Source organism: Staphylococcus sp. MSU001 (genome assembly GCF_052976705.1).
This window is the reverse complement of record NZ_JBRIKK010000002.1, coordinates 1-16,736: the sequence shown is the minus strand read 5'-3', so window position 1 is coordinate 16,736 and position 16,736 is coordinate 1. Positions and strand designations below refer to the sequence as shown.

At 33.3% G+C, this 16,736-nt stretch carries 12 protein-coding genes; 5 read left to right on the top strand and 7 right to left on the bottom strand.

The annotated features are described in order from the left end of the window. Positions 1-167: 167 nt before the first annotated feature. The 4 genes from ACVBFA_RS01325 to ACVBFA_RS01310 form a co-directional block, all read right to left on the bottom strand. Positions 168-1,544, bottom strand: coding sequence for an MFS transporter (locus ACVBFA_RS01325; RefSeq protein WP_002446841.1), 1,377 nt, complete (start codon positions 1,542-1,544; stop codon positions 168-170). 28 nt (positions 1,545-1,572) lie between these two features. Beyond that, positions 1,573-4,590: an NADH-dependent flavin oxidoreductase gene (locus ACVBFA_RS01320; RefSeq protein ID WP_126122520.1), complete on the bottom strand. Its 3,018-nt coding sequence runs from the start codon at positions 4,588-4,590 to the stop codon at positions 1,573-1,575. Between the two features lie 82 nt (positions 4,591-4,672). Beyond that, positions 4,673-5,578, bottom strand: coding sequence for an FAD:protein FMN transferase (locus ACVBFA_RS01315; RefSeq protein ID WP_164539674.1), 906 nt, complete (start codon positions 5,576-5,578; stop codon positions 4,673-4,675). A 413-nt stretch (positions 5,579-5,991) separates the two neighbouring features. Then, complete coding sequence (locus ACVBFA_RS01310) at positions 5,992-6,987, bottom strand: metal ABC transporter solute-binding protein, Zn/Mn family (RefSeq protein WP_162156093.1); 996 nt, start codon at positions 6,985-6,987, stop codon at positions 5,992-5,994. Positions 6,988-7,245: 258 nt separating this feature from the next. Between ACVBFA_RS01310 and ACVBFA_RS01305 the strand changes: the two genes are divergently transcribed. Genes ACVBFA_RS01305 through ACVBFA_RS01295 form a run of 3 tightly spaced genes read left to right on the top strand, consistent with a single transcriptional unit; the run spans position 7,246 to position 10,579 of the window. Next, on the top strand, positions 7,246-8,352 hold the full coding sequence (locus ACVBFA_RS01305) for an NAD(P)/FAD-dependent oxidoreductase (RefSeq protein ID WP_049383078.1): 1,107 nt from the start codon (positions 7,246-7,248) through the stop codon (positions 8,350-8,352). Then, positions 8,346-9,728 carry a nucleoside recognition domain-containing protein gene (locus tag ACVBFA_RS01300; protein WP_447158761.1) on the top strand — a complete coding sequence of 461 codons (1,383 nt, stop codon included), beginning with the start codon at positions 8,346-8,348 and terminating at the stop codon, positions 9,726-9,728. Before ACVBFA_RS01305 ends, ACVBFA_RS01300 begins: the two co-directional genes overlap by 7 nt. Beyond that, positions 9,698-10,579, top strand: coding sequence for a CobW family GTP-binding protein (locus tag ACVBFA_RS01295; RefSeq protein WP_049383082.1), 882 nt, complete (start codon positions 9,698-9,700; stop codon positions 10,577-10,579). Before ACVBFA_RS01300 ends, ACVBFA_RS01295 begins: the two co-directional genes overlap by 31 nt. A 151-nt stretch (positions 10,580-10,730) precedes the next feature. Here ACVBFA_RS01295 and ACVBFA_RS01290 read toward each other — a convergent pair whose 3' ends face one another. After that, positions 10,731-11,516: a tandem-type lipoprotein gene (locus tag ACVBFA_RS01290; protein WP_080355892.1), complete on the bottom strand. Its 786-nt coding sequence runs from the start codon at positions 11,514-11,516 to the stop codon at positions 10,731-10,733. A gap of 214 nt (positions 11,517-11,730) precedes the next feature. Further along, on the bottom strand, positions 11,731-13,662 hold the full coding sequence (gehD, locus tag ACVBFA_RS01285; protein ID WP_049383085.1) for a YSIRK domain-containing triacylglycerol lipase GehD: 1,932 nt from the start codon (positions 13,660-13,662) through the stop codon (positions 11,731-11,733). 491 nt (positions 13,663-14,153) lie between these two features. Between gehD and ACVBFA_RS01280 the strand changes: the two genes are divergently transcribed. Together ACVBFA_RS01280 and ACVBFA_RS01275 are read left to right on the top strand one after the other, a co-directional pair. Next, positions 14,154-15,341 (top strand): cysteine protease staphopain, encoded by a 1,188-nt coding sequence (locus tag ACVBFA_RS01280; protein WP_002487517.1) that lies wholly within the window; start codon positions 14,154-14,156, stop codon positions 15,339-15,341. 16 nt (positions 15,342-15,357) lie between these two features. After that, the gene (locus ACVBFA_RS01275; RefSeq protein ID WP_002475884.1) at positions 15,358-15,675 is read left to right on the top strand and encodes a staphostatin A; all 318 of its coding nucleotides are present in this window, start codon (positions 15,358-15,360) and stop codon (positions 15,673-15,675) included. Positions 15,676-15,843: 168 nt separating this feature from the next. Here ACVBFA_RS01275 and ACVBFA_RS01270 read toward each other — a convergent pair. After that, positions 15,844-16,736 (bottom strand): Ig-like domain-containing protein (locus ACVBFA_RS01270; RefSeq protein WP_447158760.1); only part of this gene is annotated, 893 nt, incomplete at its 5' end.

Below are 16,736 nucleotides of genomic sequence, written 5' to 3'. Positions count from 1 at the left end.
TCTATCTTCCTCCTTATTTATCATCTACCCTTTAAACATGGTCGTAGTAATAAGATTGGGAAATGTCAAATGTTGTTAATATATTTGTCGAAAAGTTGTTGTTTTTATTCATTATTAAATGCAACTTCAAATTACTAACACTGCTTTTAACTCCAACAATATACCTTTTAAATATCTACATTCTTTTTAGGAATTAAACAATACGCCGCAATAAATGCGATAAATACTAAACCTGCACCCACGATAAATGCGATAGTAGCTGCTAAATATGCCGGGTGATTTACAGATAATGCCGTATATATTGTTGTCACAACAGCGATTCCAAATGCTGCACCTAGTGTAGAAGTCATTTTTATAATTCCTGATGCAGTACCTGCTTTTTCAGCTGGAACATTAGATACAGCAGTAGATAGCGCAGGTGTAGCGAAAAATCCTAATCCTAGACCTATAAAGATAAAGCCAATACATGCCACAATATAATAAATCATATTAGGCAAAGAGGTGAATGCTAAAAGTATAATACCAGCAGTAATTGATATCGGACCTAACATCAATGGCAATTGCGGTCCCCTTTTTTGCATAAAACGTTCACCAACACGAATCATTAACAAACTACACAGCATATATGGAATCGTAATTAAACCAGCTTGTGCAGCTGTTAGATGCTTATCGTCTTGAACATAAATATTAAATAATGCTAATGAACCAATATCCATGTTCACCATCAAGTTGGCTAATGTTGTTCCGATATAAACATTATTTGAAAATAAACTTAAATCTATAAAAGGTTCATCTTGACGTTTTTCAAATATATAAAATGCAATTAATGTCACAATGAATATAGCAATTAATATCAATATAAGAGGATTTAACCATCCAATTCTATCTCCTTGCGTAATCACTACGTTAATACTTAACATCATGACAACAAAAATAATGATTCCAACGATATCAAATTTTTTATTATATGCAGACTCATCTTTAGATTCTGGTATACCTCTAAGCAATATTAAGGCAATAATTGAGAAGATGATTGACAACACGAAAATCCATCGCCATCCAATAAATGTAGCTATAATTCCAGCAAATAGTGATGCTAACCCTGTTCCACCATAGGATCCGAATGACCAATAACTAAGCACCTTTTGTCTTTCTTCACCTTGGAAGAAAGAATTAATTAACGCGATAGTTGCTGGAAGTAAGCATGCCGCAGATAAACCCTGTAAAACACGCCCTAATAATAATAAAATTGGTGCATGAGAGATGATCAATGCAATAGAGCCAAGTATACTTAATATTAGACCTGCATTTGTGATTTTAACTCGACCTATTTTATCAGATAATCCCCCTGCTACGACTATAAATACACCTGTTAAGAGTGATGTGAGACTGACCGCAATATTAACAATACTCATATCTACATGATAAAAACGTTGAACATGTGGTGCGATATTCAAAAAAGACTGTGCAAATAACCAGTATGTGAGAATCCCTAAGATAATCGCTACAATTAGTTGTTTCCCTTTATTAAACTGTTCGCTCATCGTAAGTGGCCTCCTACTCTTCCATCATTTATTTCGTTACAGCACTTTGACCGGCAATGCGACCAAAAGTAAAAATATCTGCCAGTGCATTTCCGCCTAAACGGTTACCAGCATGAATACCACCGGCAACTTCACCAGCCGCATATAAACCTTCAATGATATGACCTTCAACATCTATAACTTGTGCATGCGTGTTTATTTTTAAACCACCCATAGTATGATGTATTGCAGGTTTACGTGGTGTCGCGTAGAATGGTGCTTTTTCAATTTTTAAATCAAAAGCATTTTTATTGAAATCCTCATCTTGCCCTTGTTCTACAAAGGTATTATATCTTTCAATCGTGTTCACAAAAGTAGTTGTATCAATGTTTAATTTTTGGGCTAATGCTTCTAAGGTATCTGCTTTTACTAAAGTGCCGTCTTCTAATTCTTGATTAATTTTGTCCTCAGTTGTATTCATAGCTAGTGCTTTAATATTTGCATCTGCAATAATATAGAAGATACCGTCTTTTTGTTCTAATGCTGCCTTAGATAATACATCTCTACTTTCAAATTCGTTAACAAAACGTTGTCCTTCCTTATTAATGAAGACAAAGTTTGAAGGTGTTACGATTAATCCAGTAAACAATGCACCTGTCTTCGGATCAGAAATCGGCATCATTTGAGAGAATCCCATACCTACGATGTCAGCGCCTGCCTGCACACCTAAACGTATACCATCACCTGTAATTGCAGGAGAATTCGTTGTCTTAATGTCATCAGGAATATTATCCCAATACGTATTATATTGTTGTAGCATTTTTGTATTCGCTCCAAAGCCACCTGTAGCCAACACTACACCATGACGTGTATGAATCTTAACTTTAGCACCATTTGCTTTACGTGCTTCAATACCAACGACTTGATTACCTTCTTTGATTAACTTTTCTGCAGTAGTTTCTGTAAAAATACGACCATGATTACGTTTAACGTAGTCTCCTAAATTTTCAATGTACTCTAAGCCTTGTGCTTTCATTGGTTTATGACCACGACGCCATAAAGCACCCACAGGCATATCCACAAACGAACGATCAAAATGAACACCTTTGTCTTTCAACCAATATACTGATTCCAAAACGTTATCTGTGAGTGTTTTAACTAAATCATAATCACCTGAAATTTCAACATTATTACGATCTTTACGTTTACCACCTAAATATGTTTGAATACGATGTAATTCGACAGAATCAAAAAGATATTCATCTTCATTACTGTTATTTTCAAGATAGTCTTTAATTTGACGTTTTAAAGTATTGAAATCTTCAATGTAAGCTTCATCTATATCATTTTCATCATGATTTAATAACTGTAAGAGTGTCTCTTTTTCACCAGCAAGTGCCGGGAATGCATTTTGCCATTTAGGCTCAGCAGCGTTGACTTGACCACCTGTACGGATAGTATTGCCACCTATAGCAGCAAATTTCTCAAGCATGATGACTTCTTTTCCTTCATCTAATACCGTAGCAGCTGCGCTGAGTCCAGCACCTCCTGTACCAATCACAACGACGTCAGTCGTCTCTTCAACGACCTCATCAGACCACTGAACAACTGGTTTAGGACGGGCCCGTAAAATATCTGGATCTTCTCCTGCTTGTTCAATTGCGTCTGCAATACCTTGCACGATGCCTTCACTTGTTACTGTCGCACCTGAAATGACATCTACATTCAGTGTTTGCCCATTGATAATATCTTGAGGTAAACGTTCAAACACTGGGTTCGCTATACCTTCAGATTCTCCGCTATCATCTACCTCGATACTTACAATCTTATCTTCTGATAATTGAACTTTCATAGGTAGGTTGCCATTATGACCTTTTGCATAGACATGATACGTACCTTTGTTAAATTTAACTTTTTTATTTTGAAGTGCTTTTAATCTTTCATATTTACGATGCTCTTCTTCTTTATCTAAAATCATGAAGTCCATTACTTTCCATAAAGGGGATGGTATGTGAAGTACTTTCTGATCATGTATATCGACAAATTGTTCTACTTCTTCGTTTTGTGAAATTTTATCTGTCCATTGTGGTTCCACTAAATAGGCTTTCCCAACACTTAAAAGATCATATCCTAGTTCAAGGGCATGTTCCGCATCTTGTCGTTGGGCAATACTACCTACACCAATTAATGGGATTTTTGCCAACTGTGCACTTTGCATTTTGAGGTACTTATTAATTAAAGGTTCTGTATCTTCTTGATTCACAATAGATGTACGTTGATAACTGTTTGCTGATATATGGAAGTAATCAGGTTCATATTCTGCTAATGTATTTAGTAAAAACATAGTATCTTCAAAACGTATGCCTGGTTCTTCAATTTCTTCAGGTGAGAATCGATATCCTATAATAAAATGAGAAGCCTCTTTTTCAGCAACGACATGTTGAACCTTTGTTAAAACTTCGATTGGAAATCGCGTACGTTTTTCACGACTGCCTCCCCATGAATCTTGTCTCCGATTAGAATGTGGAGAGAAAAATTGTTGTAATAAGTATGTGTTGGCACCATGAATTTCGACACCATCAAACCCCGCTTCTATAGCGCGACGTGTAGCCTCTCCAAAGTCATCAATCATCTGATTGATTTGAGCATGTGTCATTTCTCTAGGTGGTACTGCATCGGGTCTTAATGCTGCAATGGGGCTTGCAGATATCGGCTGCTCTCCTTCATTAAATTTAGGATTTGCCATTCTTCCGGCATGATAAAGTTGCAAAATCGCTTTTGATCCCTTAGCTTGAATTGCTTCTGCTAAACGTTTGAGTCCAGGTATTTTATCATCATTATCAATACCTATAGCTCCCGGAAATCCTCGTCCGTGATTTTCAACAAAACAACTTTCAACAATGATTGCTGAAGCATCACCAGCTCTAAATTGATAATAATCAATCATTTCTGATGTAACACTTCCATCAAAATACCCAGCTTGGATAGTCATGGGCGCCATTAATACTCTATTTTTTAATTCGGCACCACTTTTAAATTTAAAAGTATCGAATATTTCCTTACTCATAGCAAATCCTCCTAGTCATTTGTGAATATTTTCACATTATTGTTTAAAAATAAAATACTCTTCATGAGTATTCTTTAAATTTTTATAAATACTTTTGCATTTTCGAAGTCATTAAAACGCTTCCATCTCTTGTCACAATAATGCCTTCAATACCGTCAATGATATTTAATAATTCAATATTTTTTTGTGATTGACCAAAACTACAAATTGTACTCCATACCTCGCCATCAATCCCATGATCAGATATGATTGTCACGCTAGCGATATCATTATCTACAGGATAACCTGTTGTTGAATCCAATATATGATGAAATAATTGATTTTCCTGTATGAAGTAACGTTCGTAGATACCTGATGTAACAACTGATTGATGCTCTACGTTTAATGTAACGAGTGGTAGTGCATCCTTATGAAATGGATTACGTACACCTACATGCCATTTTTCTAATGTTTCGGGTTGTCTACCAATTGTTAAAACATTACCACCTAAATCGATAATGGCAGAAGATACACCATGAGATAAAAAGTATTGCTGTAATTGATCAGCAAAATAGCCTTTAACTATAGCTCCTAAATCAATCTCCATTCCTGATTGTGTAAGAAATACTTCATGTGTTTTTGAATTTAGAACAAGATTTTCAGGATTCATACACAATAAAGCACGTTGTATATCCTCTTCTTTAGGTTTCAATGCATCTTTAAAACCGATTTTCCATAATTTGACTAGTGGCCCTATCAAAATGTTCATCTTAAAATTAGAAGATAATGTAGTTTCATAACCATAACGTATCATGTTAAACATCTCAGAACTAACCTTGACTGGTGCGATACCTGCATGCTGATTCACATTCATCAAATCTGATTTCGGATCATTAGCACTAAATTGTGATTCCCAAGCACGAATTTTTATTTCAGCTTCTTGAAGTAATGTATCCGAATATTGATGCTCAATCGATAAACGTATCACCGTCCCCATTGCTTTAATCATTAGCGTTTTCACCTTTTGACTCCCCCTTTCCACCTATCCCACAACGCTAATATGTATATAAAAATTAAAATCTACTTTTAAATAAAAATGATTACTTTAGTTTCTATATTTACATTAACATAATTTCAAATATATGGTTTTTGCTTATTTAAGTGTTCACAATTATATCAAATATTAATCAAAGAATAAATTTCACTCTTTTAAATTATGCTTCTTTGAATCTTTTTAATAAAAAAAGAGTGGAACAGAATCCATACAGAATTCTTTATTCCACTCTCACAAAACTAACTAGAGTTGACAGCCTTTTACCTTCATAAGTAATCAACTCAATCAATCGAAAATACTTCCACATCTGAACAAATCATTTCTGTCAATGTTTCTTTGGTGTCGTCTTTTCTATAATTTTGATTGATTTATTCGTTTTTTAGCGCTTTTTCAATGGCTTTAATATTTTTTTTCATAAATGATTGGTAAGTATTGTTGTCATCATCTTGTTGTTTTGTGTGTGATCCCATATTGTAAAATTTAATTGTTTTAGCATTTGTCTCTTTTCTTACCGTATCTGCTACTTTATGAGATACATTTTCTTCTATTAAAATATTTTTCACTTTATCCTCTTTAATTTGTTTAACAATATTTGTTAAATCTTTTTGACTTGGTTCTTCAGCATTCATATTTTCAATGCCTTCTTGTTCAAAATGATAACGCTCTGCTAAATAACCAATAGAGTCATGTGAAATATAAACCGTTTTATCTTCATTACCTTTCACAGCGTATTTCATATCTTTATCTAAGTCTTTTAATTCTTTAACGAGTTGCTTGTAATTCTTTTCATAATAAGATTTATGCTTGCTATCTTTTTCTACCAATTCATCTTTAATTGCTTTAGCAAATTTTTGACTTACTACAGGATCCAACCAAATGTGTGGGTCGTATTTTCCATGGTGATGATGTTCATGTTCGTGTTCATCTTCATGTGCTTCGCCATGTTCGTGACCTTCTCCGTGCTCATGCTCATGTTCTTCGCCTTTTAATAAATCCTTATTTTTATCTAAAGCTGATTCTAGTGATAGTGTCTTATCTTTATCATTTATAGCTTTAGCGATTTTCTTAGCTACGGGATCTAAGTTATCACCAGTATATAAGAATAAGTCAGATTTCCCAATATCTACCATTTGTTTTTGACTTGGATCATATGTATGTGGATCTACGCCTTTAGGATAAACCGATTCAACATTTACATATTTTCCACCGATTTGCTGTGCAAATGATTTAAGTGGATACACTGTCGTCTTTACATCTAACTTTCCTTTATGATCAGATGCTTGCTGATGACCATCTTTACCGCAAGCAGCTAGTGATAATGTTAAAACTGCTACAAAAAATATAATTAAACCTTTTTTATACATGTGTACATCTCCTAAATCGAAATTGTTACGCTTTAATATTTACATTATTTTTTATTATTGTCAACGGCAATATTTAATCTCAAAAAAGTCTGAAAAAAACAAATTTTTTCAATTTGATAGATTCATGCACAATATGTTCAAGAAAATCCATAAACCTACTGTTTCTTTTTCATTTGAAAAGTGACTTAATTATCGCTATACTTTTAAATCGTAATCATTACGTTTTATAGAAATAAAAATGAGAAAGGATGTGTTACCATGTCTCATCATCGCATCATCATCATCGGCGCAGGAGCCGCTGGCCTGGGTATGGCAATCACTTTACAAGAATTCAATATTAAAGATGTTCTAATTGTTGAAAAGGGAACCATTGGTCATTCATTTAAACATTGGCCTCTATCAACAAAGACCATCACACCATCATTTACAACTAATGGTTTCGGCATGCCAGATATGAATGCAATAGCTAAAGATACATCACCTGCCTTCACTTTCAATGAAGAACATTTATCTGGAAAACGTTATGCTGAATACCTCTCACTAGTAGCTACGCATTACAATCTAAATGTCAAAACAAACACCAATGTTTCACGTGTAACATACATAGATGGTGTATATCATGTATCAACGGACTATGGTGTTTATACCGCAGATTATATATTTATAGCAACTGGAGACTATTCATTCCCATATCATCCTTTTTCATATGGACGTCATTACAGTGAAATTCAAACATTCACTCAATTAAAAGGTGATGCTTTTACAATCATTGGTGGTAATGAGAGTGCTTTTGATGCTGCCATAAACCTTAGTCAAACAGGCGCAAGAATATCAATATATACATCTAAAACTGGACTTAAAAAGGAAGATGCAGACCCAAGTATAAGATTATCACCATATACTCAACAGCGATTACAGAACGCTATACAAGAGGGTGCATTAATTGAAATGCATGTGGGCTACCGAGCACACAAAGTAACATATCAAGATCATTCCTATAAGATACACTTTGATAATGGGCATATTGTTCACTCTCATACTGAACCGATTATCGCAACTGGATTTGATGTCACCCAAAATCCTTTAATAGAGCAACTATTTCAAATACGACAATCAGAAATTCAGTTAACAGAATTGGACGAGTCTACAAAGTTTCCTAATGTATTTTTAATTGGTGCTACTGTACGTCATCAAAATGCTATCCTTTGTTACATATATAAATTCAGAGCACGTTTTGCAGTATTAGCTCATTTAGTAAGCCTACGCGAAGGCTTACCTGAAGATACATCATTAATTCAGTCGTATCGTCAAAAAAATATGTATCTAGACGATTATCATTGTTGTGATGTGAATTGCACATGTTAACAGTAACATTTAATTTACGTGATGGAACGTTTTCTGATATCCCAGATGACGCACATGAGTTGATCATTGAAGGTTATGACAAATTAACCTCTAGCCAACAAGTTTTGTTAAAACGTTACATTATCAAACACCAATTAGATATTTCATTACAACATGGTGTCCCTTCATCGCCACTTCATAGTTTAAATATCATTAAAACATTGCGTACTTTTGTTAAGGAGAGCAAAGTATACCATCCTCGTTTTCACAATATTATTTATGGGTGGTGCTTTATCATACTCATGTTTGCTTTACCCATCTACTTGTCTTATCACATTTCAGACGGATTACAACATTATGTGGCACCCTGGTTATCAAAACTATCTCAAATATCATTATTTCAAGAGGATAAATTGCAACATATTTTATTCGGTCATTATGGTGTCATCTCCTTAGGCACATATTCGTTTATCTGGGCGTTACCAGTTGTTTTTATGATTAGTTTATCCACAGCGCTTGTTGATATCAGTCATTTAAAACATCATCTCGTTTGGTCTATTGAACCTACGATGTTACGACTAGGTCTTCATGGGGCAGATATCATCCCCTTATTAGAAGGCTTTGGTTGTAATGCTGCTGCTATTACTCAAGCTACTCATCAATGTCATCAATGTACCAAATTACAATGCATGAGCTTGGTAAGTTTTGGGACTGCCTGCAGTTACCAAATTGGGGCAACATTATCGATATTCAACGCAAGCCAAATATCTTGGTTATTTTTGCCATATTTATGCATGATATTCATAGGTGGAATCATACATAACAAACTATGGTATAGTCATCAAACACATATGACAACACAGTCTGTTTTTCAACGACAACCTGTACGTTGGCCCAAACCAAAGCTACTCTTAAAAGCAGCGTGGAAAAGTATTCAAATGTTTATTGTACAAGCCTTACCTATCTTTATAGTCATTTGCCTTATTGTAAGTTTATTATCTCTTACGCCTATTTTGACTTTTATATCAAATGCATTCATACCTTTATTATGGCTACTAGATATACCAACACAGCTTGCACCAGGTATTCTGTTTTCAATGATACGTAAGGATGGAATGTTGTTGTTTAATATGAATGACAGTGCTTTAATTCAACGACTTTCGGCTTTCCAATTATTGTTGCTAGTCTTCTTTAGTTCAACATTTACAGCATGTTCAGTAACAATGACGATGCTCATACGACGGCTCGGTTCAATTCTAGGAATTAAAATGATTATGAAACAAATGGTATCGTCCACCCTTTGCGTCATCGTACTAGTCATAGCAATGTTAAGCATAGCTAAAATTTCAGACTTAGGAGTGATGTTATGGAAATCATTATTGTCAGTGGCTTTTTAGGAAGTGGCAAGACCTCAACACTCAATCATTTAATCGCTGATGCACTTGAAAACAATTTAAATACTGCCGTTATCATGAATGAATTTGGAAAATTAAGTGTAGATGGCCAACTTATAAATCATCCTAAAGTACCTATGAGTGAGATCACTGAAGGATGCATTTGTTGTGCGATGAAATCAGACGTATCACAACAACTACATGAACTATACTTAAAATATCAACCAGATATCATCTTTATTGAATGTAGTGGTGTAGCTGAACCACTAGCTGTCGTCGATGCATGCTTCACGCCCGTACTTGCCCCTTTTATCACTTTAAGGAGTATGGTCGGAATGATTGATGCAAGCATGTATGCACAAATTAAATCTTATCCACGTGACATTGTCGCTTTATTTTATGAACAACTGCGTCATTGTTCAACTTTATTTATTAATAAAATAGATAAAGTAGAGGTAGAAGAAACCGCCCGCTTGCTACGTCACCTCGAACGCATTAATAGCGATGCCAATATTCAAGTTGGTCAATTTGGAGAATTAAATTTAAAATCACTGCTAGAGCCAACACATATAAATTCAAATACATGTGGCACTTTGCACAGTAATATAAATCATCAATTCATTGAAAATCCTAGGCTACAAACAAAAGAAGAAATGATTAGTGCGTTAGATAACTTGCCTCAAGATGTTTACCGTGTCAAAGGGTTTGTTCGTTTTTCAGATCAGCAACACGTTTATTTAGTACAGTATGCACAAGGAAATATTGAATTGTCTCCCATTCAACTTAAAACCGATGTACCATTGTACCTCATTGTTATAGGAAAACATTTAAAACAAATACAACTTGATTTATAAAAGCACATTTCTCAATTGTCAGTTAAACTTTATACATAAACAAACCTCTAAATGAAAAAAGTCATTTAGAGGTTTGTTGTACTTATTTCAATATTTCTATTGTTCATTTTTTATTAACGTTTACGTTTTTGATCTGATTCCATGCTTACTTCTACTCATTATTTACCTCACTTGGATTCAATTCCACACTATCTGAAAAGTAGATGCTTTCTTCTTTGTTTCTGACAAAAGATAACTCAACATGTTTATGTCCTATAGATGAACCTTTAAGATCTCCATCACCTTTTAATATTAATTTTGGTGCCTTTTTTGTAGGGATATCATATTTCTTTCTTAACTGTTTCACATTGTCATCTTCATTACTTAATTGGTACTCTGCCGAATAACTTGGTACGTTTGGGTTATAAGACACATTTCCATTCTTGTAGTCTTTTAAATTTTTAAAATTCCCATATTGAGAGAAAAACTGAAAGTTTTTAATTTCATTTTTTAATGTTTCATCGGCGATTGGTTTAGTCGGTTCAATTTTATTGTTTTTTAGTTGAACAGGGTATTTTTTATCTTTACTGTGCACTCTCCCCTTTTTATCTTCTGTAATTATACTTGTATAAAAATGACCAGTCGTTTTTCTAGTATTTCTATTTATATACAAAACCATACCTCTAGATTTCATCGCTTGACCTTTTTTCTGAATATTCATTTCTGAATTAATAATCCATGTCCCTTTGTCTCTCTTTTCAAATTCTTCATCACGATAGCCTTCTTTATCGTATAAATCTTCTAAATTTTTAATTGGATACATACTTAATGTTTTGTGGAAACTTTCTTTAATTTCTGCTTCTTTATTATTATCTTTATTCATAAATCCACATCCGCCAATAAAATACGTTAATATTAAAAAGCTAATACCACAAAGTAACTTCCCATAATATTTCATCTTTTCACATCTCACTATTATTTTATTCATTCATTAAAAATATGGTGTATTCATATAAATATCTTTTTATAAAAAATTCACTTTTATATTATCAAATCATTTATACACATTCAATTTAATTTCTTAATATATTTTTTCGGCGAAACAATCAAAAAACCTCATTAAATGTACCGCAATCATACATTTAATGAGGATGTTACCGTTCTTTTAATCACTACTTACGTGTGATACCATCTAACTCTTCGACTTTCAACATATTATTTATCATACTCATATAGAATTGACCTAATTCTTCTCCAGTTCGCTTATAATCAGTAGTATCTAAGCCGACTAAATCTAGATGATCCCAATCATATTGTACGGGTCTCACTTGCCAGATACCCTTGTCAGTTGCCAGGTTCATCATACCTACCTTCTTAAACGCTTCATCACTTGGATGTAGTGAAGAAGACACAGGTACTATGCCATCATTTACTCTAACATTTTTATTGTCATCTCCACCTATCACACGACTTGTTAAATCGAATAATGGGAATTGTCTAATATTCGGTACTTCATTACCTAATGGTCCAGTATGTGTTGCAGCACCTGTATATGATGTATAGACGATATTAGGATTCAATGTCGTCATTTGGTTTAACTTTTCTGCTCCAGCAGTTGTTAAATCATTTACAGCCTGATCTTCAGTTTCCCAAACTTTGCTATTCGCTATACGTTTTGCATATTCAGCATATGATTCATTAGGTTGCTGTTTGAAGCCCCATTGAGAAAAACCTAGTTCTAAATCGAGCGCTTTAGTTCCACCAATTTTTCCAATTCTATTAATTGTATCTTTAATAAATTTAGTCGACCCTAGTTTATCTGCAGCAGGTGTGCCATTATGAGGTGTTCCTAATGTAGTAATCGTAGACACCATGTTATCTTGTCCACCTTTAAATAAATCAGATACCGTACCACCATATTGACGTTGGTAGTCTATTTCTTCTTGATTTCCATTTCTTAAAAAATGTTCCATCAAGCGTATCGTTTGGCCTCCCATACTATGCCCAACAAGATGTATCTTTTTACCTGGTTCCCAATCAGGCATAATGCCTTCATATGTTCTGCCATAACGTTTGTGACCATATTTTGCAGCATGTGCTGCACCATAATCTACTCGTCCACCTTTAATATAATAATAAAGTTCAACAGCACGGTCATAATTACTGCTAAATGCCCCTACATTGGCTTCGTGAACTCGGTAACCTAATTTTGTAAGTTCTTGTTTCACGTTATATTTAGTACCACCCCAATAATTTGGGTACATGCTAAACGCATCTTCACCGACTAAACCTACAAATCCATGTACAAACACGACTGGATATTGATTTTTATATTGAGCTTGCGCAGTAAGTTGATTGATATGTTTAGTTTGTTTTGATTTCACAACACGTGGTGAAGTTAATGATGTTTGCTTTTTTTGATTTGTTTTAACTGTTTTATCAGTTTTCGTATTACCTATTCTATGTACTTTAGAAGATGGTTGTTTTACTGTTTTATCTCTATCTTCTATAGACTGTGATTGTTTAGGTTGTGTTCCTTTTTTAGATGAGGCTTGAGTTTGGTCAGATGAGTGTTGATTTTTATCTGATGAATCTTGAGCATTATTTTGGTTTTGAGTATTAGGTTGATGTTCTGTTTGTGAGTGTTGATTATCTTTAAACTGTTGTTTGCCTTTATCATCTTGATTTGGGCCTTTCGGATATGTATCCTGACGTAAATTTGGGGTAGCATGATTGTCTTTTGATTGTTGTTCCATTGAAGTTTGTTTTTGGTCATTTAATGGTGACGTTTGTGTTGAATCTTGTTGTATTTGATTATCCTTTTTTTGTACATTGCCATCAGATTGATTCTCTTGATTAGTCTTTGATTGGCTCGCTGTCTCACCCTCTTGATTCAATTCGTAAGATAAATGAGTTGTATCTTCTTTTTGTTCAACTTGTTCTGTTTGTTGTGCCTGTTCGTTAGAATCTGATGATGATTGTGTCATTTCAGCAGCTTGAGCATGCTGACCACTGACAAATATTGTAATCCCAGTAATGATTGACACGACTCCCACCGTGTACTTCCTAATGCTAAATCTTCTTGTTTCATTATTATTTTTCAAAAAAATCACCTCTATAAGTTTTTTCCCCTATAAAATATGAAAATATAACTGTTATGTATAGATTAACATAAAAATATAAATTACTTTAGGTTATTTATTAAAACTTTGTAAACTTTAAATTTTAAATTATTAAAAATAATCAATACTTACATATAATTATTATGTTTATACACAACATTAAAATTGATTGATAACATATATTGGAACATTTTTCATTACACATGTTGAAGAAGCATAAACATATAATAATAATTAGAAGTGCTAATTATAAACATTTGCTTCATAGTCGTGTTAAAAGTATAGACATCATGTCACTAAATCCATCCATTATTTTATTATGATTTATATCAATTTAATTTTGTTCAATTTATATTTTTAACGTATAAGTATTATAACTTAACGTTTAGGAAATAAATGAATTATATTTTAAAATAAATGTTATATTCAGTTTGAAAGAGTTGCAAAAAACTTTAGTAAAGGAGTACTTTTTTATGAAGAAAAAATTAAGTTATATGATTACCATTATGCTTGCTTTTACGCTAAGTTTAGCACTTGGCCTATTTTTCAATAGTGCTCACGCCGACTCGTTACCACAAAAGGATGGTGCAAACCAAAAAACAACTAAAGTCACTGTCAGTAATAAAGACGTTCCAAATGCAGTTCGCAAACTTGCTGAAGAACAATATTTATCTCGTGTAGCTTTATTAGATAAAGCTTCCAACCACAAAGCAACATCGTATACACTTGGTGAACCTTTTAAAATTTATAAATTTAATAAGGAAAGCGACGGCAATTATTATTATCCAGTGCTCAATAAAAAAGGAGATGTCGTTTATGTAGTAACAATTTCTCCTAATCCTTCAAATTCTAAAGCTTCAAAACAGCAAAACAATTATTCCATTAATGTTTCTCCATTTCTTTCTAAAATATTAAATCAATATAAAAATCAAAAGATAACAATTTTGACTAATACAAAAGGATATTTTGCACTTACTGAAGATGGTAAAGTGACACTTGTGCTTAAAACGCCACGTAATAATGAAAAAACATATGAAAATGCCACTAAATCCACTAAACCTAAAGATTTAAATGATTTTAAACAAACTGCATCAGTAACAAAACCAACTTTAGAATATCAAAGTACACGAAATGAAATTCACGCAGAATATGTAAATCAATTAAAGAATTTTAGAATACGCGAAACACAAGGGTATAATAGTTGGTGTGCCGGCTATACTATGTCAGCACTACTCAATGCCACATATAACACAAATCGATATAATGCAGAATCAGTAATGAGATATTTACATCCTAATTTAAGAGGTCACGACTTCCAATTTACAGGACTAACATCTAACGAGATGCTTCGTTTTGGTAGATCACAAGGCAGAAATACTCAATATCTTAATAGAATGACTTCATATAATGAAGTAGACCAATTAACAACAAATAATCAAGGTATAGCTGTATTAGGTAAGCGTGTTGAATCAAGCGATGGTATTCACGCTGGACATGCCATGGCTGTGGCTGGTAATGCTAAAGTTAACAACGGACAAGAAGTCATTTTAATTTGGAACCCATGGGACAATGGTTTCATGACTCAAGATGCACATAGTAATATCATTCCAGTATCAAATGGCGATCACTATGAATGGTATGCATCAATTTATGGTTATTAATATAGAAGGTGTGCTTATGCATAATTACAACAACATTAACATCGTAAGTGATGATTTAAAATATCAAGAAATTTGTTGGTTTCATACATTAGAAGGTATTTGGCACCCTGTAGAAGTAGAAACTTCACCATTAAATATTACATTTAATAAAGAGATAACACCTAATTACGTTTGTACGTTAATAAATGAAGATTCCAGAAAAATAATTTTAAGTAATGTAGACAATCCGAATATCATTATTGAAATGATTCTTATTAATTCAAAAAAATTGGTTTTTAATGCTATAAGTAAAGAAGGCTTAGGTACTTCGCCTAAAATCACGTTTACAAAATAATTTATACCCTGTAACTCTTTCATTAAAAAACAATATGATATAACCAAAAAGCTCCCAGTAAAGGTCACATTTTAAATGCTTTCTTTACTGGGAGTGTTTTATAAATATTTGTGTGTGGTTTAGAGATAAACTTAAATAATACACAGTATCTCTTATACTTTAAGATGTCTATTCTTTACCATCTTCATCTTTTTTGCGTCGTTTAAAGAATAAAAGTAATGCACCTAGACTAGCGACTAAAGTACCAAATAAAGTACTTTTATTGAAGTTTTCCTTACCTGTTTGTGGTAAATCTTTATTTATCTCGTTTGTTCTAGATTTTTTAACAGGTTGATTCACTTTATTTCGACTATATTGATTGTTATTGATATCAGACACATTTTGTTGTTCAAATGTTGCTGATTTATTATTTTTATTACTTATGTCTTTCGAATATCTTGAATAATCATAAGTTGACATATCTTTTTCAACAATCTTTGTCGGTTTATTAACACTCATTATTTTTTCTGATTTGTTATGATAACTTTGCTGTTCTGACGCCTTATGCTTAAGTGATTTCGAATTATTCTTTGTTACAGTATCAGTTACAGTTCCAGGTTTTTCACTATTCTTATCTTCTTCCTGAACCGTTGCTATAGAAGGTTCAGATACATTTCCTTCTTCGTCAACAACTTTTACAATCAGTTGTTGTCCCACTTTAAATTTCTCGTCAGATGGTATTTGAATATGATAGTTGCCATCACTATCTACTTTACCTTCTACTTTCTTACCATCTGGGAATGTTACTTCCACTACTGTTCCAGGTTCACCTCGACCACTAACTTCTGTAGAGTTCTCCGTTACTTTATTGATTGTTGGTTGCTCTGGTGCTGTCGTATCGATGACAGTCGTAGTTGTTGATTCCGATTTGTTTCCTGCTTTATCAATTGCGATGACTTGTAGTGGTTGTCCACCTTTCAACGTTGTCTCTGACGGTACTTGAATATGATAGTTGCCATCATTATCTACTTTACCCTCTACTTTGTTACCGTCTGGGAATGTTACTTCTACTATTGTTCCAG